This window comes from Devosia sp. Root436, from assembly GCF_001426345.1.
Taxonomy (GTDB): domain Bacteria; phylum Pseudomonadota; class Alphaproteobacteria; order Rhizobiales; family Devosiaceae; genus Devosia.
Genome location: NZ_LMEM01000002.1, coordinates 100,480 through 118,405, shown reverse-complemented (window position 1 = coordinate 118,405; position 17,926 = coordinate 100,480). Strand labels below are relative to the sequence as shown.

Here is a 17,926-nt window from a genome sequence, read left to right as displayed (position 1 = left end):
CCGCCCGGCGGGCGCCGCGTAACCGAGCCGCATTGGGCATAGTACCCCGGTCGCTATGGGCAGGCAGCCCCGGTCTGCCTGTCCATGTCACCGAGAACCGCCTCGGGGTCCCCAATATTGATCGAGGTCGTCCTGGCCAGGCCCGGATCGCTGTCATGCAGCTTGACGAGGAAGGCAACCAGCGCCTTGGCCGCGTCGCAGTTTCCAGCTTCAAGCAGGCCCGGCAACAGGTCCTTGTCGCGCCAGGGACGCGCCTTGAGTTCGATTATCGATGCGTTGATGCGCGCGAGACGGCTGTCGCCCGCCAGGATCGGCCCCACCATATCCTCTATAATGCCCCCAAGGCGCAGCGAGCGTCCGTCCGTGACGATCGCGGCGTAGAGCGCGTCGAACCAGGTCGTCATCATGAACTGGGTTTCCGCTTTGGCGCGGTCACCCAGGCTGGACCGGTAATGCTGGACTAGCGCCTGCGCCGCCAGGATCTTGTCATAACGCTGGTGGCGCGGCAGGCTATCGATCCGCTGCCGCTCGTCTATGCCGGTGGCGTTGAACAGCCCGAACGGTACTGTGATCGTTCCCGTATCCATCGGTCGAAAGCTGAAGGCCAGTTCGAGCGTCAGCGGAACGGTCGTCAGGCCATTGGCAAGAGTTCTGGGTGGCACGGTGATGACGAAGACAGGCTCGCGCCTCCAGAGCGCGGGGTTTTGCGGTACTACGAAGGCGAATTTGCCGTCTGCGAGCGCAAGTCTAGTGCCCACCGTGTCCTGGCTGTCGCTCAGCGCGACGATCTTCAAGGCAGGCGGCGCGTCGCCTTCGAATACGAACTCCACGGTCTGGGCATGCGCCAGGCCGGCCTGCAACACTAGCAGGGCCATCGCGGGAAGAAGCAGTCTCGCCCAGTGCTGCATGGCCTAACCCTTTGCCTGTCCGAGGGCCGGATCGGGAACGTCCTCTGGTTCCTGAGGCACCGGCGCCGGCGATGGTACAGAGGCAGGATCACCGGGCTCATCGACTACTGGCGCCGGCGTCGGCATGGCGTCGTTAAGCTTGAGGCCGATAGTCGCGGCGAAGACGACCGCGGCGAAGTTCCTGATGCTGCTTGCAAAGCTTTCGAGCGTACCTTGTGCCGTGCGGACATCGCCGGGATAATCGGCAATACCGATGGCCTGTAAGGTTTCCTCGGACTGGAAGATCACCTGTGCATGCAGATAGGCCAGCCAGACCAGCGCGGACAGGCTCATCAGGAATACCGTACGCAGGCTTGAATTCCGCAGCGGCGCCGTCCATGCCAAAAGCCCGCCCAGCACCGCGGGCGCCAGTTCGCCCGGCAGCCGCTCCAGCGCAAGCGGAGCTATCTTTACGAAAGCGACCAGGCCCGATCCGAACATGCTGGCGGAAGGGGCAAGCGAACCCGCAACTATGAAGCCGTAGAGGACGAAAAGCAGGCCGAATATGCCGTAGAAAATGGCAAAACGCAGCCCTGGCGCCAGTTGCGACATTCCCTCACCCCTTGAACGTCATTTCAGAAAAGCCGAATTGACCCATCCCGATATTTCAGGTCGGCCGGCCATATTGAGAACCGAAACGAAGAACCAGTTCATCGAACGCTCATGCATCTCGACGCGCGTGCCTATCGGCAGGACTCGCAGGACGACGCCTGCAGTGGACGCCACGCTGCGCAGGTTCAGGCCTTCGCTGGCTGTTACCTCGAAAAAATTGTCCTCATCGACACCCCGGCCGCCAAAGACGAGCGCGCGGAAGCGGTCGAGATCGAAAGCCGGACCCGGATCCCATTTGCGGCCGCGCGATATATCTTCATGCCCGACGATCGTATCAATGCCATAGCTGTCCACCAAGCTGCGTGCCAGGTTTGCCGCCACTTGCACCTGCACTTCGGGATAAGGCTCCCAGCCGATCGGCTGGGAACTGCCATCCGGATTGCCGAAGCGATGGGCGGCCAGGACCGGCTCGGCGATCCTGCGCTGGGTATAGCTCTGCCAGCCATCGGGTACGCGCTGCAGGTAGCCCCAATTGGCCAGTTCTATGCCAAGCGAATATTGATTGAGACCGACCAGGTCGCCGTATTTCGATTTTCCAGCGTGCCAGGCCACCGTATTGAAGTCCACGCATTGAATGATGGTGCCGTCGCGCTCGATGACGACATGGGCGGAGGAGCCCGGATTTTGCGGGCTCTTGAACCACTGGGCGCTGGACGCCGCCGTTCCCCCATAGGTGAAATGCATCACCAGTATCTTCGGTTTTTTTGAGAGCGGGCCGCCGGTATAGGGTGATTTTACGTATTCGACCGGGGATCCGTCGACGGAAACCTTGTGATTTTTAATAGAAACCACCATAGGCCATCCTCCCGCGTTCCTCGTGTAAGAAGGACTCGTTTTTAGTCTTTAGTCAATTCATCATTAACCAGACAATACGGGCATCCGGCAATGAACGTGCCGGCTATAGTTTGGAGAGTGCGGGGGAGCCCGTCGGTGGTGGCCATCCGTTGGTGAATTGGAAACCATATCGGCGGGCGATTGATCACATTTCAAGCAATTGACCGCCCGGCGGGCGCCACGTAACCGGCGCTTAAGTGGAACTGCGTAGCGTCGCCGCATCGTTTCGTGGCGGGTCCTGCCCTGTTGTCAATCATAGATTTTTTCCTGCGCGGTCACGACCCTGGCCTGGTCGTCCTGGCGGCGGTCGTGTGCCTCATATCCTCCTACGCCTGCGTGGGGTTGTTGCGGCACGCCCATCGCGCCGAGGGGCGGATGCGGCTGACCTGGACCATCGTGGCGGCGCTGGCGGTGGGTTTCGGCATCTGGGCCACTCATTTCGTCGCCGTGCTGGCCTTCAGGCCCGGCTTCACGCTGAGTTATGATGTCGGCCTGACGACGACGTCGCTGCTTGTCGCCATTCTGGTCTGCGGCGCCGGCATTGCCATGGCCATCCGCGGCAGCGGCACGGCCGATCATTTCCTTGGCGGCGCCGTGGTGGGTGTCGCCATTTCCAGCATGCACTATGCCGGCATCGCCGCGCTGGTGATGGGCGGCGACCTCGGCTGGAACCCGGCGATGATCGCCGCCTCCGTCCTTGCCGGCATCGTGCTGGGCGGGCTCGCCTTCGTCAGCGCCATGGGCAGCGGTACGCGCCGGTTGCTGGGCGGGGCGGGGCTGCTGACGCTGGCCATCTGCGCCATGCATTTCACCGCGATGGGCGCGGCCGATTTCTCCCGCTGCTTCCCGCTCGTCGCCAATGGCAGCATCCACAACGGCTGGCTGGCCGTAGCGCTGGCCTTCATTTCGGTGCTGATACTGGGGGCGGCGCTGGGCAGCGTGCTGCTCGACGAGGCCGACCGCCGGCGCACGGCGCGCGAACGCGAGCGGCAATTGCGCGACGCCGAGCGCATCAATGAAGCCACCAGCCGGCTCGAACTGGCGATGACGCATATGGCGCAGGGGCTGAGCCTCTACGATGCCGAGGGTCATTTGCGGCTCTATAACCAGCGCCTGCCGCAATTGCTGGGCATCGATCCGGAGCGGGATCTGGCGGGGCTGTCGTTTCGCGACATCTGCCAATTGACCATTGTCGGGCGCGGCCAAGCGCCGGACAATCTCGACGAACTCACCGAACGGGTGCTGGAGCAGCACCTGCCGCTGATAGCAGGCAAGGGCGGCGAGATCGTCCATACCTTCGCCGACGAGCGCACCCTGCGCATCAATCACAGCCCGGTCGGCGATGGCTCCTGGGTTTCGACGGTGGACGACATCACCGAACGCCAGCGCAGCGCCGCGGCCATTGCCCACCTGGCGCGCCATGACGGCCTTACCGGCCTGCCCAATCGCGCCATGTTCAACGAACGCTTCGAGGCGGCCCTGGCCAATGCCGAAGAGACCGACAACAACCTGGCGGTGATCGCCATCGACCTCGACCGCTTCAAGGAGGTCAATGACAGCTATGGCCACGCCGCCGGCGACGTGGTGCTCAAGACCCTGTCCGCACGGCTGAACGAGGGCCTCAAGGAGGGCGAACTGATCGCGCGGCTGGGCGGCGACGAATTCGCCGCGCTCAAGAGCTTCACCTCGATGGATGCGGTGCGCGAATTCCTGGCGCGACTCGAAACCGCCTTGTTCACGCGGCTGGTGATCGACGGTTCGGCGATCAATACCGGGGGCAGCATCGGGGTGGCGATCTATCCCGAGGACGGGGCGGATCGCTCCAAACTGCTCAACAATGCCGACCTGGCCATGTATCGCGCCAAGGCCGAATTCGACCGCCGCGTCGCCTATTACGAAAGCGAGATGGACGAACATGCCCGCCAGCGCCGGGACATGGCGCGCGATATCTGGGCGGCGCTGGAGGAGAACGCTTTCTATCTGGCCTACCAGGTGCAGAAATCGGTCGCGACCGGAGATATCACCGGCTACGAGGTGCTGCTGCGCTGGGACCGTCCGGGCCATGGCAATGTCTCGCCGGCCGACTTCATCCCGGTGGCCGAGGAATGCGGGGCGATTGGCGCCATCGGCAACTGGGTGCTGAAGATGGCCTGCCTCGACGCCGCGTCATGGCCGGAGCCCTACAAGATCGCGGTCAATATTTCGGGCCTGCAACTGGCGCAGGTGGAACTGATCGAGACCGTGCGCAATGTGCTCGTCCTCTCCGGCCTGTCGCCGGAGCGGCTGGAGCTGGAGGTGACGGAAACCTCCATCATCGCCGACAAGCAGCGGGCCTTGCATATCCTGCGGCAGATCAAGGCCATGGGCGTTTCCATCGCCATCGACGATTTCGGCACCGGCTATTCCTCGCTCGATACTTTGCGCAGCTTCCCCTTCGACAAGATCAAGCTCGACCGCTCCTTCATGGACGAGGTCGAGGTGAACGAACAGTCCAAGGCCATCGTGCGCGCCATCCTGGCGCTGGGACGGAGCCTGCATGTGCCGGTGCTGGCCGAAGGCGTCGAGACGCGGGCCCAGCTCGAAGTGCTGCGAATGGAAGGCTGCAACGAGGCCCAGGGGTTTTTGCTCGGCCGGCCGGGAGTGATCGACTGGGACGATGCGCTGGAAGCGGGCATGGGGGCTTGAGCAAAGGGTTGGGTTGGGTCAACCGACCTCTCGGTCGTCACTTTCTCCCCTTGAGGGAGAGGGTGGTTCTTCCGCGTTCAGCGGAAGAGCCGGGTGAGGGGTTCTGCGCTCTCCCATGCCTTGATGCCTGTGGAGGCCACCCCTCATCCGCCCTTCGGGCACCTTCTCCCTCAAGGGGAGAAGGGGAAGAGCCTACGGCATCAACTGGCCGCCATTGACCTCGATGACCTGGCCGATGATGTAGCCCGACAGGGCCGGCGAGGCGAGGAACAGGTAGGCGCCGACGCATTCTTCGGCCGTGCCCATGCGGCCCTGCGGGATGGTGGCGACATTGGCCTTGAGCTGGGCTTGGGTGGAATAGCGCTCGTGGAAAGGCGTATCGATGACGCCGGGGGCCACCGCGTTGACGCGAATGCCGAAGCCGATCAGCTCCTTGGCCATGCCGCGGGTGATGTTGGAGACCAGGGCCTTGGATGAGCCATAGAGCCCGGCCCCATTGCTGGCCCCGTTGCGCGCCGCGATGGAACTGGTGTTGATGATGAAGCCGCCCTCGCGCTTGAGATAGGGGATGGCGGCACGGCTGGCCGCAATCACCGAGCGGCCGTTGAGATCCATGACGCTGTCGTAATAGGCGTCGTCCATATCGGCGTAATTCATGCGGCCGACCATGCCGCCGGCATTATTGACCAGTCCGTCGAGGCGGCCGAAGGCGTTGGCGGTATCGTCCACCGCGCGGGCGATATCGCTGGAGCTGGAAGCATCGGCGCGGACCAGGAACGCCTTGCCGCCGGCATCCTCGACGGCACCGGCAACAGCCTCGGCGGCGTCCTTGCTTGCATTGTAGTGGACGCCCACCATGGCGCCCTGCGCACCCAACGCCCTGGCGAGAGCGGCGCCGATGCCGGTGGAGGCGCCGGTGACGAGAACGGCCTTGCCGGCCAGGTCGGGAATGGAAAGCTGGGTCATGGAGGACTCGACTTGGTAATGCCAAGTCGAAGTGATAGGAGGCGGTTAGCGCTAATACAAGAGACCGGCATGGGCAGACCGATCACCCGCCTGAAGGACATCGCCAACAGGACCGGCTTTTCGGTGAATACCGTCTCGCTGGCCTTGCGCGACAGCCCGCGCATCCCCGAGGACACCCGGTTGACCATCCGCCAGGCGGCCGAGGCGCTGAACTACCTGCCCAACCACATCGCCAAATCGCTGGTGAGCCGCGAGACCAAGACCGTGGGGCTGGTGCTGACCTCGATCACCAATCCGGTGCTGACGCGGGTGGCCCAGGCCATTGAATTGCGGCTGGCCGAACGTGGCTACTCGACGCTGTTCGCCACCTCCAACGGCGATCCCGAGGAGCAGAAGAAGGTGATCGAGATGTTCCGCTCGCGGCAGGTGGACGGCATGCTGATCTATCCGAGCAGCCACCGCGATCTCGACCATATCCGCCGCGTGCGGCAGGCGGGCCATCCGGTCGTGCTGCTGGTGGGCGACCCCGATGCCGGCGTCGATGTGGTCAGCATGGATACGCGGCAGGGCGGCTACAAGGCGGTGCGCCATCTGCTGGAGCTTGGCCATAGGCGCATCGGGCTCATCGATGGCGGGCATGAGCGGGGGAACCTGGAAAAGGCGGAGGGCTACCGGCAGGCGCTGGCCGAGGCGGGGATTGGCGTCGATGACGGGCTGCTGGTGGCGCCGCGCACCCATTCGGTGGCCGGGGGCCACGCGGCGATGGCGGAACTGATGGCGCGGGGCGCCGGCATGACGGCTTTGCTGGCTGCCACGGACTCGCTGGCTCTAGGGGCGTTGCGCTGGACGCAGGAGAAGGGCCTGCGCGTGCCCGACGACATGGCCATTGTCGGCTTCGACAATATCGAATTTGCCGAATATGCGGCGACGCCGATCAGCAGCGTGGATTATGCGGTGGCGCGGGTGACCGAACTGGCGGTGGAGCGGCTGATCGGGCTGATCGGGGCCGACGCGCTGCCCGAGCCGCAGGTGAAGCTGATCGAGCCTGAACTGGTGCTGCGCGCGAGCAGTGAGGGTTAGCCTTCACCTCTCCCTTTGGGGGAGAGGTCGGCGCGTAGCGCCGGGTGAGGGGGCGATCGTCTTGCACCGAACCCAGTAAAGGCCCCCTCACCCGACCCTTCGGGTCGACCTCTCCCCCAAGGGAGAGGTAAGGGAAGTCTAGTCCCGGCCCCTGAATCGCCGCTGATAGTCCGGGTCGTAGAGCGCGCTTTCGCGGAAATCCGCTTTGCCGAGGCCCCGGCCGACGAAGATGATGGCGGTGCGCTCCACCGGGTCGGCTTTGAGCCGCGCCTCGATATCCTCAAGGGTGCCGCTTATGATCTTTTCGTCGGGCCAGGAGGCGTGGAAGACCACGGCGACCGGGCAATCCTTGCCATAGAGCGGCGTCAATTCGGCGACGACGCGGTCGAGCGCGTGGATGGCGAGATGGATCGCCAAAGTGGCGCCGGTGGCGCCGAAAGCAGCCAGCGTTTCGCCATCGGGCATGGGCGAGGCGCGGCCGGAGACGCGGGTGAGGACCAGGCTCTGCGCGGCGGCGGGAATAGTGAGTTCGCGGCCAAGCGCGGCGGCGGCGGCGGCGAAGGCGGGGACGCCAGGCGTCAGCGTATAGGCTATGCCGAGGCGGTCGAGCCGGCGCATCTGCTCGGCCACGGCACTCCAGACGGACAGATCGCCGGAATGGAGGCGGGCGACATCCAGCCCGGCTTCGTGGGCGCGGATATATTCGGCTTCGATCTCGTCGAGCGAGAGGGGGGCCGTATCGACCAGGCTTGTGCCGGGCCCGCACCAGGCCAGCATGTCGGGCGGCACGATGGAGCCGGCATAGAGGCAGACCGGGCAGGCGCGCAGGAGGTTCATGCCGCGCACGGTGATGAGATCGGCCGCGCCGGGGCCGGCGCCGATGAAATGGACGGTCATTGGTGGCCTTTCTTACCTCTCCCCCGAAGGGAGAGGTGAAGAAGAGCTCGGCGCTCATGGCTTCACCCAGACCCATTGCATGATCGGCCGTGCCGGCTTCCAGCCTGTCATGCTGCCGATGGCGTCGGCGCGGTCCACCGAGAGGCGGGTGAGGGTGCCGCCCAGTTCGGCGTGCTTGGTGATCAGGATGGCTTCGAGTTCCAGTGTCACCGCATTGGCGACGAGGCGTCCGTTGGGGCGCAGCGCGGCGATGGCGGCGTCGAGCATGCCGGGATCGGAGCCGCCGCCGCCGACGAAGATGGCATGAGGTGGTTCGAGCCCGGCCAGGGCGGCGGGGGCAGTGCCGATGGCGAGGGTCAGATCAGGCACCCCGAAGGCGGTGGCATTGCGGATGATACGGGCGGCGCGCGGGGGATCGGCTTCCACGGCGACGGCGCGCAGGCTCGGATCGGCCAGCATCCATTCGATGGCGATGGAGCCCGAACCGGCGCCGATATCCCACAGCGTTTCGCCCCGGCGGGGGGCGAGGGCGGAGAGGGTGAGGGCGCGGATTTCGCGCTTAGTGATCTGGCCGTCATGCTCGAACAGGCTGTCGTCGCGGCCGGGGGTGAGCGACAGGATGCGGGCGGTGGGCAGGGCGACAACGCTGATGGCGCAGAGATTGAGCGGGTTGACGCCGGTGAGGGCGAAATTCATGGCGACATTGGTGCGCACGGTTTCATCAGGGCCGCCGAGCGCTTCCAGAACCGTGACGATGGAAATGCCGAAACCGGCTTCGGTGAGCAGCTGGGCGAGGGCTGAAGGGCCGTGTTCATCGGAGGTCAGGGCGAGGATGCGCGCGCCGGGATGAAGATGGGGGCGGATCAGGTCGAGCGGGCGGCCATGCAGCGAGAGGGTGAGCACATCCTGCAGCGGCCAGCCGAGGCGGGCGGCCGCGAGGCTGAAGGACGAGGGATGCGGATGGACCTGCATCTGACTGGCGTCGATATGCCGGGCGAGGGTGACGCCCACGCCATGATGGAACGGATCGCCTGAGGCGAGGACGCAGACCTTGCTTCCGCGCAGGGCGATGACGGGCTCGATGGAAAAGGGCGTGGGCCAGGGACGGGCCGTGCCCACTATGGCGGGGGCGGCCAATTCGAGGTGGCGGGTGCCGCCGAAGACGAATTCGGCATTCGCGATGGCAGCGCGGGCCGCTTCGCCCAGACCGGGGAGACCATCTTCGCCGATCCCGACGATGCTGAGCCAGCTCATGGTTGAACCCTGCAGGACGTGGCGCTGAGCGTTGGCTCCCTCTCCCCTGAGGGGAGAGGTGACTCGTGCTCCACTCAGAGGCGTGCTCACGGTCCACCTCCGATGGAGCGCGGCGAATAGACCAGCGTCGGCAGGCCTTCGCGGGTGATGACGCGGGTTTCGGGCGAGCCGATGATGACGCAGGTGGCCATGTCGGCCCTGGCCGGATCGGCTTCGGCCAGGGTCATGATATCGATGGCTTCGTCGGGCCGGCCGGCGGCGCGGCCGAAGATGACCGGCGTGGTCCAGGGCAGGACTTCACGCAGGATGGTGAAGGCGGTGCCCAGCTGCCAGGGGCGGGCCCTGGAAATGGGATTGTAGAGCGCGATCACCAGCCCGGCTGTGGCGACGGCGCGCAGCCGGGCCTCGATGACGGTCCAGGGCTTGAGATTGTCGGACAGCGAAATGGCGCAGAAATCGTGGCCCAGGGGAGCGCCGGCGCGGGCGGCGACGGCCAGCATGGCAGTGACGCCGGGCACGATGACGAGATCGACGGCGCGCCAGGCGGGCGGGCCGGCTTCGATGGCTTCGCAAATGGCGGCGGCCATGGCGAAGACGCCGGGATCGCCACCCGAGACGACGCAGACCTGTTCGCCCGAGGCAGCAGTGTGCAACGCATCCCTGGCGCGGGCGAGTTCCTCGCGATTGTCCGAGGCGACGCGGCGCTGGTCGCCTCGCAGGGTGAGGCGGTCGAGATAGGGGCCGTAGCCGAAGAACACATGGGCAGCGGCGATGGCGGCCAGGGCTTCGGGCGTGGTCTGGTCGGGATTGCCGGGGCCGGTGCCGACCACTGTCAGTTTGCCCGTCATGGCCTGCCGCTCCAGCCGGGGACCAGTACGATGGCGAAATAGGGGGCGACATCGTCGGCCTTGTCGGCGAGGCGCATGGAATGGCCATTGGCCATGGTGCCACGCTCGACATAGACGGCGCTGTCGAGCCTGCCGGCGGCCTCGATGGCGCGGCGGATCTTGGGCAGGTTGCGGCCCACCTTCATGATGACGGCGCCATCGGTATTGTTGAGGCGGGTGCAGAGATCGACTTCGTCCAGCGTGCCGGGCAGGACCGACAGGATATCGTCGCCCTGCACCAAGGGCAGTCCGGCTTCGGACCAGCAGCCGGACATGGCCGTGATGCCGGGGATGACCGCGGTGTCGTAGCGGGGCGCGAGGCGCACATGGATATGCATGTAGCTGCCATAGAACAGCGGGTCGCCCTCGCTGAGCACGGCGACGTTGCGGCCAGCGTCGAGATGGGCGGCGACGCGCTGGGCGGCCTCTTCGTAGAAGGCGGCGGTCATCGCCTTGTAGTCGTCGTGGCGGCGATCGATCTCGGTGGTGACCGGGTAGCCGAGCTGTTCCTCGATCTGGTTGGTGATGCGGTCGGCCACGATGGCGCGGGCATTGCTGACATTGCCCTGCTTGGCGAACCAGGCGACGACATCGGCGCTTTCGATGGCGCGGACAGCCTTGAGTGTGAGCAGGTCCGGGTCGCCCGGGCCGGTGCCGACGCCTGTCAGTTTGCCCCTCATATGCCCGGCCTCGCCAGGGCATTGAGCGCGGCGGCGGTCATGGCCGAGCCGCCGAGACGGCCGCGGACTATGGCGTAGGGGACGCCGTAGGAATGTTCGGCGAGGGCGGCCTTGGATTCGGCGGCGCCGACGAAGCCGACAGGCATGCCGAGGATGGCGGCGGGCTTGGGCGCGCCGTCGCGCAGCAGTTCAAGCAGGAAGAACAAGGCGGTGGGCGCATTGCCGATGGCGACGACCGAGCCGGCGAGGCGGGGGAGCCAGAGGCGGAGCGCGGCGGCAGAGCGGGTATTGCCGATTTCGGCGGCGATGGTCGCGGTGGCTGGATCGCGCAGGGTGCAGATGACCTCGTTTTGAGCGGGCAGGCGGGCGGCGGTGACGCCGCGGGCAACCATTTCGGCATCGCAGAAGATGGGCGCGCCGGAAGCGAGGGCCGTGCGGGCGGCGGTGACGAAGTTGGGGCCGAACTGGAAATGCTGGGCGGCTTCCACTGAGCCGGCGGCATGGATCATGCGGATGGCGAGTTCGGCTTCATCGGGCGAGAAGGCCGAAAGATCGGCCTCTTCGCGGATGATGGCGAAGGACTGGCGGTAAATCGCGTCGCCGTCCTTGATGTAGTCGTAGTGGTGCATCGTCATCCCTGGCGGTGCGCGGCGGCGGACTCAAGCTGATCCGCGCGCAACAGCGCCTGAGGCGTATCGCCCGCCATGCCGGAGATGACAAGGCCGTAACCGTCCGGCTGGCCCACCAGCGTCACATCGGCGCGGCGTGGATGGGCGCAGCCCTTGGTGCAGCCGGAAACGTGGAGGCTGGTTTCGGGCGCGAGGTAGGGCGCGAGGCGGGCGGCGACAACGCGGGCGGGGATGTGGCCGGAGGCGCAGCCATCGCTGCCGATGCAGGCGCTGATGCGGATGCGGGGATCGTCGGATGCGGTGACGAAGCCGAGGGCGGCGGCTTCGGCGGCGAAGGCGGGGGGAGCGCCGATGGCGAGTAACCCGTGGTGCGGGGCGAGGCGGAACTCGGTGATGCCGTGATGGGTGGCGGCATCGGCCAGCGCGGTGAGCGCGGCATGGTCGCTGCTGCCGAAGGGCAGGGCGATGCCGGTGGCGGTGGTGTCGCGGAGGGGCAGGATGCCGATGGGCGAAATGGATCTGGTGCGATGGGGCGTCGCGGCTGAGCCGGCGAGGTCGGTGGCGCGGGCCGCGAGGCCCAGATCGGCAATCTGGCGCAGATGGCGCAGGGTGATCATCAGCGCATCATTGCGCAGGATCACGTCGCTGCGTCCGCCGACCGAGCAGGCCCACTGGCTGGAACCGATCGCGGTGAGACGAATATCGGCCTTGAGTGCCGTCAGGTTCAGCCGGCCATTGCCATCGACAATGACGGTGACCTTGGGGCCGAGCCGGGCGGATAGCAACGTGGCCGCCGCGCGGATGGAGGCGGCGAGGGGGCGCGGGTCGTCGATCTCGGTCGGATCGTCCCCGGCCAGTGGCGGGGTCTCGACCACGAGGCCGCGTTCGATCTTGACGAGGGCATCGGTGGCGCGGGCGAAGGGGGCAGCGGAAGCGGGGGTGAGGCCGCGGACCTGCAGATTGCCGCGGGCGGTGATTTCGATCAGGCCATTGCCGTGTTCGGCCGCAAGGGCGGCGATCCGCGCAAGCTGAGCGGGCGAGATTCGGCCGCCCTTGATGCGCAGGCGGGCGAGCAGGCCGTCGCCGGTCTGCATCGGCGCGTCGAGTGTCGGACACGCGCCGCGGCGACTTGCTGCGATAGGGAGGACGAGGGCCATGGGGAGGGTTTTAGCGGATTGGGGCGAGTGGGGAAATGGCCCGGATGTCTCATCGACACCTGCCCCTTGATTGGAAAATGCCAAACCTCTCTCACACCGGGAGAAGCGCCAAACCCGAGTGTCCAAAGTAGACCCTAGCCAATTGCAATGGCGAGGGGAGCGGCGATGATGCGGCAACTAATCCTGTAGGTGCAGTTCCCGCAAGATAACGGGCAGGGTCAAGCCGTAGTTGCCTGTCCAGTGGAACATGAAGCCGCTGACATCGCTATTGCCGCGCGATTGGGCAATTCTAGCAACAACAAGCAAGCACCAGAACAGAGCTTCATGACAAAAGCGATATTCCTCGAACTGCGCCTGCATATTCTCAACCAATCCATGGATGATGATTGGGCCACCCGTAACCAAGTTAACTGAGGAGGGTGCCCAACGCGGGTGCATCAGTTCATTCCTCAGACTGGAAAAAGAAAAAATGCGGACGAGCAGCGCTTCCTGTTCCCGCATTTGAGGATCATCTAGGAGCGCGATTAATTCACGGAACTTCTGTGCCAAGGTGCTGCGATTTTGCTCGACTTGGCGCTCAAGGTCCGGTCGTTCACGTTCTTGCGCGCGAAGGTGGAAATAGGTGTTGGCGAATGCTTCAAGCCCTGTCAGGCTCATTAGAAATGCCTGAACACCAAACCCGCGCTTGTCTTTCGCCGTTTCTGCAGTGCGCATCTGATTTAGGTTCGAGTTCGCGAGTTGGAAATAGATCGTGACGATGCTGAAAAGCTGCTCCAGCGTTGCACTGCCATCGTGTTGCACACCATCGCGCATAATACGTTTGACGGTATTGTCGTCATTCAACTCAATCGAAAATTCAGCCATCTTCTCCGTACGCCTCCATATATCAACTCTTGGAAGTCCTCCGGATACGGAGAAGAGAGGGGTACCTCTCGTGCGACTCCATCCCTAACCTCGCTTGCGCAGCAGGTATGTATCCATGATCCAGCCATGCTGTTCCCGTGCGGCCTTGCGGGTCGTCACGATCTCGTCGCGCACATCGCCCAGTCTACCCGCGATGGTGATCTGGTCCGGCGTGCCGAGATAGGCGCCCCAGAAGATGTCGAGGTCGGGATCGGCATGGAGGAAAGCGGCCTGGCCGTCGAGCATGACCACGGTGTCGTCCGTCACGGGGCCGAGCTTGCGGCCGGTGGTGATGTGGACGGGCTGGCCGATGCGGTTTAGCGCGATGCCATGGGCGGCGGTGAGGGCCTGGATGGCCGATATGCCGGGGATGATTTCGATCGTGTGATCGGCGCTCAGGCGCTCGACGATGCGGATGGTCGAATCGTAGAGGCCCGGATCGCCCCAGACGAGGAAGGCCCCGGCGCCATTGTCGGGCACCTGGTCGAGCAGGCCACGGAAGATGGCGGCGAGTGCCGCATGCCAGTCATCGACACCGGCGCTGTAATCGGGGTTGGCGGCATCGCGGCGGGGCACGCCGTAGGTGACCATGCGGCTGGCCGGATTGGTGACGTAGCGGGCGACGATGTCGCGGCGCAGGTCGGCTAGGTCGGCCTTGCCGGCGCCTTTGTCGGGAATGAACAGCCGGTCGGCGCGATTGAGCGCGTTGATGGCCTGCACCGTCAGGTGCTCGGGATTGCCGGTGCCGATGCCCACGATGAGGATGGTTTTCATGCCCGCTTCCTTGCCCTGATGCGGTTGTGTTGACAAGCGCCGCAATCGGCAGTATTCAACTAATTAGTATTATACAAAATGGTTGAATAAATGGCCGACACCTTGAGCACCACGCTCGCTGCCCTTGCCGACCCGACCCGCCGCGCCATCCTGGCCCGGCTGGCGCAGGGCGAGGCCAGCGTCAACGAACTGGCCGAACCCTTCGACATGACGCTGGCCGCCGTTTCCAAGCACATCAAGGTGCTGGAAGGGGCAGGCCTGGTCAGCCGCGGCAGGCAGGCGCAGTGGCGCCCCTGCAAACTGGAGGCCGCGCCGATGCGCGACGTGGCCGCCATGGTCGAGTTCTATCGCAGGTTCTGGGAGCAGAATCTCGATCAGCTCGACGCCTATCTCACCAGACTGCAGACCCCCGAAAACAAGACGAAGAACTGACAGGAGCCGACAGATGAACGCCCAGACATTCCCCAATCCCTTCAAGACCGAACTGCCCGCCGACGAACCCGTCATCATCATGTCGCGCAGCTTCGACGCGCCGCTGGACCTGGTGTGGACGGTGTGGACCCGGAAGGAGCATGTGGCCTATTGGTTCGGCCCGCGCGAAGAAAACGAGGTCGTCGAATATGACGTGCGCACCGGCGGCAAGTGGCGGGTGATCTCGACCATGAGCGACGGCTCGGAAATCGTGTTCTTTGGCACCTATCTCGCCGTGGAGCCCAAGACGATGATCCGCAACACATTCGTCGTCGAAGGCCAGTTCGAGGAAGACGCCCGGTTCTACGAGGAACACCATTTCGAGGAGCGCGACGGCAAGACCTGGTACCGCTCGGTGAGCCGGGTCGATTCCATCGAGTCCCGCGATGCCATTGTGGCGACCGGCATGGAATGGGGCGCCAATGCGAGCATGGTCAAGTTCGACGAGCTGCTGGAGCGGCTGAAGGCGGGGAAGTAGCTCCCCGTTCCGCTGTGTGACTGACCCTCACCCTCATTCCCTCCCCTTGATGGGGACGGAACGAGGGTGGATAGCGGGAGCGACGGCATGAGGGAATACCCTCAATTCATCCCTGTGCGCTCCAGGTAACGGCCCAGATTGTCGAGCAGTATGGCAGTGCCTTCGCGGCGGATTTCGTTGCCGTCGCCGGCAAAGCCATCGAGAAAAGCGCCGTGTTCGGTCATGACGAGGATGGTGTGGTCGCCATCCGGCTTGATCTCGAAGCTGGTGAGAGAGACCGAAATGCGTACGTCGTCCAGGTGCATGTCGTAGCTGTAGATGATGCGCTCGTTGGGCACGATGTCCTGATAGACCGCCCTGAAGCGGTGGACGGCGCCGCCAATGGGACCGCCGACGCTGGTCTCGATGCCGCCAACGCGAAAGTCCATGTGATGCTCGTCCCGGCCCCAGGTTTCGGGCGGGCCGAACCATTTCTGCTTGGCGGTCTCGTCGCTCAACGCCTTGTAGATGCGGGCCGGCGTGGTCTTCCAGCGGCGCTCCAGGGTGAAGCTGCCATGGGTGATGCTGCGATCGGTCACGTCCTGGTCTCCGGTTCGTCGGTTTCGGCGAGGAAATCGCCCAGGCGATCCAGCCGTTTCACCCACATGGTGCGGCGATCATTGATCCATTGTTCGGCAAGGCTGAGCGCATCGGGCTGGATCTGCACGGTGCGGACGCGGCCCACCTTCTGCGAGCTGACGAGGCCCGAATGTTCCAGCGCCTGCAGGTGCTGCACCACGGCGGGCAGCGACATGTCGAAGGGCTTGGCCAGCTCGCTGACCGAGGCGGGGCCACGGCTGAGGCGGTCGATCATGGCGCGGCGCGTCGGATCGGCCAGCGCCTGGAACATGAGGTCGAGATTGGTTGGTTGTTGGTTAAGCATAGAGTTAAGTAACAATATGGGCTGCGGCTGTCAATGCGCTTGACCTTCCCATTGGGGAATCCGGGACAAGGCTCGGGTCAGCAAACCAAGGAGCTTTCCGTCATGAAATCGCTGCTGCTCGCATCCGCGTTGATCATCGCCTTTGGCCTCCCCGCCTGGGCACAGGACCATTCGGGCCACGGCGCCGCCATGGCCGCCGACAGCGCCGCCACCACGGCCTACAAGGCGGCCAATACGCGCATGCATGCCGACATGGATATTGCCTATAGCGGCGACGCCGATGTTGATTTCATCCGCGGCATGATCCCGCATCACCAGGGCGCGGTGGACATGGCGCGCGTGGTGCTGGAACACGGCACCGACCCGGAGGTGAAGGCGCTGGCCGAGGGGGTTATTGCTGCGCAGGAGGAAGAGATTGCCTGGATGAAGGCCTGGTTGGCGAAGAAGGGGTATTGAGCTTCTGCCACGCCCTCGTGGTTCGAGGCTCGCGAAGAGCTCGCACCTCACCATGAGGGCTGCTGGAACACTGTATCATGATGAAATGCGCTTCTTCAGCGTCTCGAACCACGAGGGCGTGCCCCTAATCCCGCCCGAACCGGCTCACCGAATTGCGCACGATCAACTCGGCCCGCAGCAGCACTTCGTTGCGGCGGGGCGGCTTGCCTTCGAGCAAGGCCAGCAGCAGGTCCATGGCCTCTTCGCCGATCTTGAGGCGAGGCTGCTTCATGGTGGTCAGCGACGGGGTGACGAAGCTGGCAAAGGAAATGTCGTCAAAGCCCATCACCGAGAACTGGCGCGGCAGGTCATACTTGCGGGCATTGAGCGAGATGATGACGCCCAAAGCCGTGGCGTCGTTGACGCAGAAGAAGGCGGTGGGCAGCACATCGCGGACGAACATGTGCTCGGTGGCCTGGCGGCCGGATTCGGTGGTGCCGTCGCCGGGCAGGATCAGGCGCGACTCGATGGCAATGCCGGCGCCTTCGAGCGCGGCGCGGTAGCCCTGCTCGCGCAGCTGGTTGACGGCCTTGCCGGTGGAATGGCCGATAAAGGCGATGCGCTTGTGCCCTTGGGAGATGAGGTGTTCGGTGGCGACGCGGGCACCCTCGAAATTGTCGACGCCGACATAGGGCACGTCGCTGTTGCTGACCGGCTCGTTGACCGCCACCATCGGCGGCAGGCGGGACTCGCCGCTATCGCTGCCGAAGCCATAGGGCAGGTGGCCGGTGAAGAGGATCAAGCCATCGGCCTGGTTGGAACTGATGAAGCGCAGATAGTCGGTCTCGCGCGTGGCGTCGTTCTGGGTATTGCCGATCAGCACGCCATAGCCGCGCTTGCTGGCCTCGGTCTCGAGACCGACCAGGATATTGGAAAAGTTCGGGTCGCCCACATCGGGCGCCAGAATCAGGATCATGTTGGAGCGCCGCATACGCAGCGAGCGCGCCATGGCATTGGTGGTGTAGCCGGTGCGGGCGATGGCCTCGTTGACCCGGCGCCGGGTCTCGTCGGCGACCTTGGTCGGTTCATTGATGGCACGGCTGACCGTGGCGATGGATACGCCGGCAAGTGCCGCAACGTCCTCGATCGTGGCCAGTTTCTGGTGCTGCACCTTAGGTTGCGTCCATTTTGGCCATGGCGGCCTGCAAATGACAGTCTTCTGCGCTTCCGGTGCTCACGTGCAGAACGCACGCTGCGCGCCGGTTCTCGAAGACCGCCATTTTCGGCTCGTCCTGACCAAACTGTCTGCGCAACC

20 protein-coding genes are annotated in these 17,926 nt (G+C 64.8%); 5 read left to right on the top strand and 15 right to left on the bottom strand.

The genetic code is table 11. The features are described from left to right. Positions 1-53 precede the first annotated feature (53 nt). From ASD04_RS04580 to ASD04_RS04570, 3 genes are read right to left on the bottom strand one after another with little or no spacing between them, the layout of a single operon-like run. Entirely contained in the window at positions 54-908 is an 855-nt protein-coding gene (locus ASD04_RS04580) for a hypothetical protein (protein ID WP_056253226.1), read from the bottom strand. A gap of 3 nt (positions 909-911) precedes the next feature. Then, on the bottom strand, positions 912-1,499 hold the full coding sequence (locus ASD04_RS04575) for a hypothetical protein (RefSeq protein ID WP_056253223.1): 588 nt from the start codon (positions 1,497-1,499) through the stop codon (positions 912-914). Positions 1,500-1,517: 18 nt separating this feature from the next. Continuing rightward, complete coding sequence (locus ASD04_RS04570; protein ID WP_056253222.1) at positions 1,518-2,354, bottom strand: N-acetylmuramoyl-L-alanine amidase; 837 nt, start codon at positions 2,352-2,354, stop codon at positions 1,518-1,520. Positions 2,355-2,639: 285 nt separating this feature from the next. On the opposite strand from ASD04_RS04570, the gene ASD04_RS04565 reads away from it, so the two are divergent. Next, positions 2,640-5,078: an EAL domain-containing protein gene (locus ASD04_RS04565; protein ID WP_156461113.1), complete on the top strand. Its 2,439-nt coding sequence runs from the start codon at positions 2,640-2,642 to the stop codon at positions 5,076-5,078. Positions 5,079-5,270: 192 nt separating this feature from the next. On the opposite strand, the gene ASD04_RS04560 is transcribed toward ASD04_RS04565, so the two are convergent. Then, entirely contained in the window at positions 5,271-6,044 is a 774-nt protein-coding gene (locus ASD04_RS04560; RefSeq protein ID WP_056253214.1) for an SDR family oxidoreductase, read from the bottom strand. A gap of 69 nt (positions 6,045-6,113) precedes the next feature. Between ASD04_RS04560 and ASD04_RS04555 the strand changes: the two genes are divergently transcribed. Then, a complete protein-coding gene (locus ASD04_RS04555; RefSeq protein WP_056253211.1) occupies positions 6,114-7,124 on the top strand; it encodes a LacI family DNA-binding transcriptional regulator in 1,011 nt (336 codons plus the stop codon). A 138-nt stretch (positions 7,125-7,262) separates the two neighbouring features. Here the strand turns inward: ASD04_RS04555 and cobM are convergent, their stop codons facing one another. From cobM to cobF, 8 genes are all read right to left on the bottom strand, one after another. Then, positions 7,263-8,021, bottom strand: a complete 759-nt coding sequence (gene cobM, locus ASD04_RS04550; RefSeq protein ID WP_056253208.1) for a precorrin-4 C(11)-methyltransferase — start codon at positions 8,019-8,021, stop codon at positions 7,263-7,265. Between the two features lie 54 nt (positions 8,022-8,075). Further along, complete coding sequence (locus tag ASD04_RS04545) at positions 8,076-9,275, bottom strand: bifunctional cobalt-precorrin-7 (C(5))-methyltransferase/cobalt-precorrin-6B (C(15))-methyltransferase (protein WP_056253205.1); 1,200 nt, start codon at positions 9,273-9,275, stop codon at positions 8,076-8,078. Positions 9,276-9,361: 86 nt separating this feature from the next. Continuing rightward, a complete protein-coding gene (locus ASD04_RS04540) occupies positions 9,362-10,123 on the bottom strand; it encodes a precorrin-3B C(17)-methyltransferase (RefSeq protein WP_056253202.1) in 762 nt (253 codons plus the stop codon). Next, positions 10,120-10,842, bottom strand: coding sequence for a precorrin-2 C(20)-methyltransferase (locus ASD04_RS04535; protein WP_056253199.1), 723 nt, complete (start codon positions 10,840-10,842; stop codon positions 10,120-10,122). Before ASD04_RS04535 ends, ASD04_RS04540 begins: the two co-directional genes overlap by 4 nt. Then, positions 10,839-11,471, bottom strand: a complete 633-nt coding sequence (locus tag ASD04_RS04530; RefSeq protein WP_056253196.1) for a precorrin-8X methylmutase — start codon at positions 11,469-11,471, stop codon at positions 10,839-10,841. The genes ASD04_RS04535 and ASD04_RS04530 overlap by 4 nt, the downstream gene beginning before the upstream one ends. Before the next feature lie 2 nt (positions 11,472-11,473). Then, positions 11,474-12,628 carry a precorrin-3B synthase gene (gene cobG, locus ASD04_RS04525; protein ID WP_082530993.1) on the bottom strand — a complete coding sequence of 385 codons (1,155 nt, stop codon included), beginning with the start codon at positions 12,626-12,628 and terminating at the stop codon, positions 11,474-11,476. Between the two features lie 177 nt (positions 12,629-12,805). After that, positions 12,806-13,492, bottom strand: coding sequence for a hypothetical protein (locus ASD04_RS04520; RefSeq protein ID WP_056253189.1), 687 nt, complete (start codon positions 13,490-13,492; stop codon positions 12,806-12,808). 84 nt (positions 13,493-13,576) lie between these two features. Next, the gene (gene cobF / locus ASD04_RS04515) at positions 13,577-14,305 is read right to left on the bottom strand and encodes a precorrin-6A synthase (deacetylating) (protein ID WP_056253186.1); all 729 of its coding nucleotides are present in this window, start codon (positions 14,303-14,305) and stop codon (positions 13,577-13,579) included. A 90-nt stretch (positions 14,306-14,395) separates the two neighbouring features. On the opposite strand from cobF, the gene ASD04_RS04510 reads away from it, so the two are divergent. Both ASD04_RS04510 and ASD04_RS04505 read left to right on the top strand, forming a co-directional pair. Further along, a complete protein-coding gene (locus ASD04_RS04510) occupies positions 14,396-14,737 on the top strand; it encodes a metalloregulator ArsR/SmtB family transcription factor (RefSeq protein WP_056253182.1) in 342 nt (113 codons plus the stop codon). A gap of 13 nt (positions 14,738-14,750) precedes the next feature. After that, entirely contained in the window at positions 14,751-15,254 is a 504-nt protein-coding gene (locus tag ASD04_RS04505) for an SRPBCC domain-containing protein (protein WP_056253180.1), read from the top strand. Between the two features lie 101 nt (positions 15,255-15,355). Here the strand turns inward: ASD04_RS04505 and ASD04_RS04500 are convergent, their stop codons facing one another. Further along, positions 15,356-15,832: an SRPBCC family protein gene (locus tag ASD04_RS04500; RefSeq protein WP_056253177.1), complete on the bottom strand. Its 477-nt coding sequence runs from the start codon at positions 15,830-15,832 to the stop codon at positions 15,356-15,358. Beyond that, entirely contained in the window at positions 15,829-16,176 is a 348-nt protein-coding gene (locus tag ASD04_RS04495; protein ID WP_056253174.1) for a metalloregulator ArsR/SmtB family transcription factor, read from the bottom strand. The genes ASD04_RS04500 and ASD04_RS04495 overlap by 4 nt, the downstream gene beginning before the upstream one ends. A 102-nt stretch (positions 16,177-16,278) precedes the next feature. On the opposite strand from ASD04_RS04495, the gene ASD04_RS04490 reads away from it, so the two are divergent. Next, positions 16,279-16,632 carry a DUF305 domain-containing protein gene (locus ASD04_RS04490; RefSeq protein ID WP_056253171.1) on the top strand — a complete coding sequence of 118 codons (354 nt, stop codon included), beginning with the start codon at positions 16,279-16,281 and terminating at the stop codon, positions 16,630-16,632. A gap of 124 nt (positions 16,633-16,756) precedes the next feature. Here the strand turns inward: ASD04_RS04490 and ASD04_RS04485 are convergent, their stop codons facing one another. Beyond that, entirely contained in the window at positions 16,757-17,782 is a 1,026-nt protein-coding gene (locus tag ASD04_RS04485; protein WP_056253167.1) for a LacI family DNA-binding transcriptional regulator, read from the bottom strand. Between the last annotated feature and the right edge of the window lie 144 nt (positions 17,783-17,926).

Excerpts from the sequence above, each read along its gene's own strand:
- ASD04_RS04580 (WP_056253226.1), bottom strand. The coding sequence starts at position 908 with ATGCAGCACTGGGCGAGACTGCTTCTTCCCGCGATGGCCCTGCTAGTG.
- ASD04_RS04575 (WP_056253223.1), bottom strand. The coding sequence starts at position 1,499 with ATGTCGCAACTGGCGCCAGGGCTGCGTTTTGCCATTTTCTACGGCATA.
- ASD04_RS04570 (WP_056253222.1), bottom strand. The coding sequence starts at position 2,354 with ATGGTGGTTTCTATTAAAAATCACAAGGTTTCCGTCGACGGATCCCCG.
- ASD04_RS04560 (WP_056253214.1), bottom strand. The coding sequence starts at position 6,044 with ATGACCCAGCTTTCCATTCCCGACCTGGCCGGCAAGGCCGTTCTCGTC.
- ASD04_RS04555 (WP_056253211.1), top strand. The coding sequence starts at position 6,114 with ATGGGCAGACCGATCACCCGCCTGAAGGACATCGCCAACAGGACCGGC.
- cobM (WP_056253208.1), bottom strand. The coding sequence starts at position 8,021 with ATGACCGTCCATTTCATCGGCGCCGGCCCCGGCGCGGCCGATCTCATC.
- ASD04_RS04545 (WP_056253205.1), bottom strand. The coding sequence starts at position 9,275 with ATGAGCTGGCTCAGCATCGTCGGGATCGGCGAAGATGGTCTCCCCGGT.
- ASD04_RS04540 (WP_056253202.1), bottom strand. The coding sequence starts at position 10,123 with ATGACGGGCAAACTGACAGTGGTCGGCACCGGCCCCGGCAATCCCGAC.
- ASD04_RS04535 (WP_056253199.1), bottom strand. The coding sequence starts at position 10,842 with ATGAGGGGCAAACTGACAGGCGTCGGCACCGGCCCGGGCGACCCGGAC.
- ASD04_RS04530 (WP_056253196.1), bottom strand. The coding sequence starts at position 11,471 with ATGCACCACTACGACTACATCAAGGACGGCGACGCGATTTACCGCCAG.
- cobG (WP_082530993.1), bottom strand. The coding sequence starts at position 12,628 with ATGGCCCTCGTCCTCCCTATCGCAGCAAGTCGCCGCGGCGCGTGTCCG.
- ASD04_RS04520 (WP_056253189.1), bottom strand. The coding sequence starts at position 13,492 with ATGGCTGAATTTTCGATTGAGTTGAATGACGACAATACCGTCAAACGT.
- cobF (WP_056253186.1), bottom strand. The coding sequence starts at position 14,305 with ATGAAAACCATCCTCATCGTGGGCATCGGCACCGGCAATCCCGAGCAC.
- ASD04_RS04510 (WP_056253182.1), top strand. The coding sequence starts at position 14,396 with ATGGCCGACACCTTGAGCACCACGCTCGCTGCCCTTGCCGACCCGACC.
- ASD04_RS04505 (WP_056253180.1), top strand. The coding sequence starts at position 14,751 with ATGAACGCCCAGACATTCCCCAATCCCTTCAAGACCGAACTGCCCGCC.
- ASD04_RS04495 (WP_056253174.1), bottom strand. The coding sequence starts at position 16,176 with ATGCTTAACCAACAACCAACCAATCTCGACCTCATGTTCCAGGCGCTG.
- ASD04_RS04490 (WP_056253171.1), top strand. The coding sequence starts at position 16,279 with ATGAAATCGCTGCTGCTCGCATCCGCGTTGATCATCGCCTTTGGCCTC.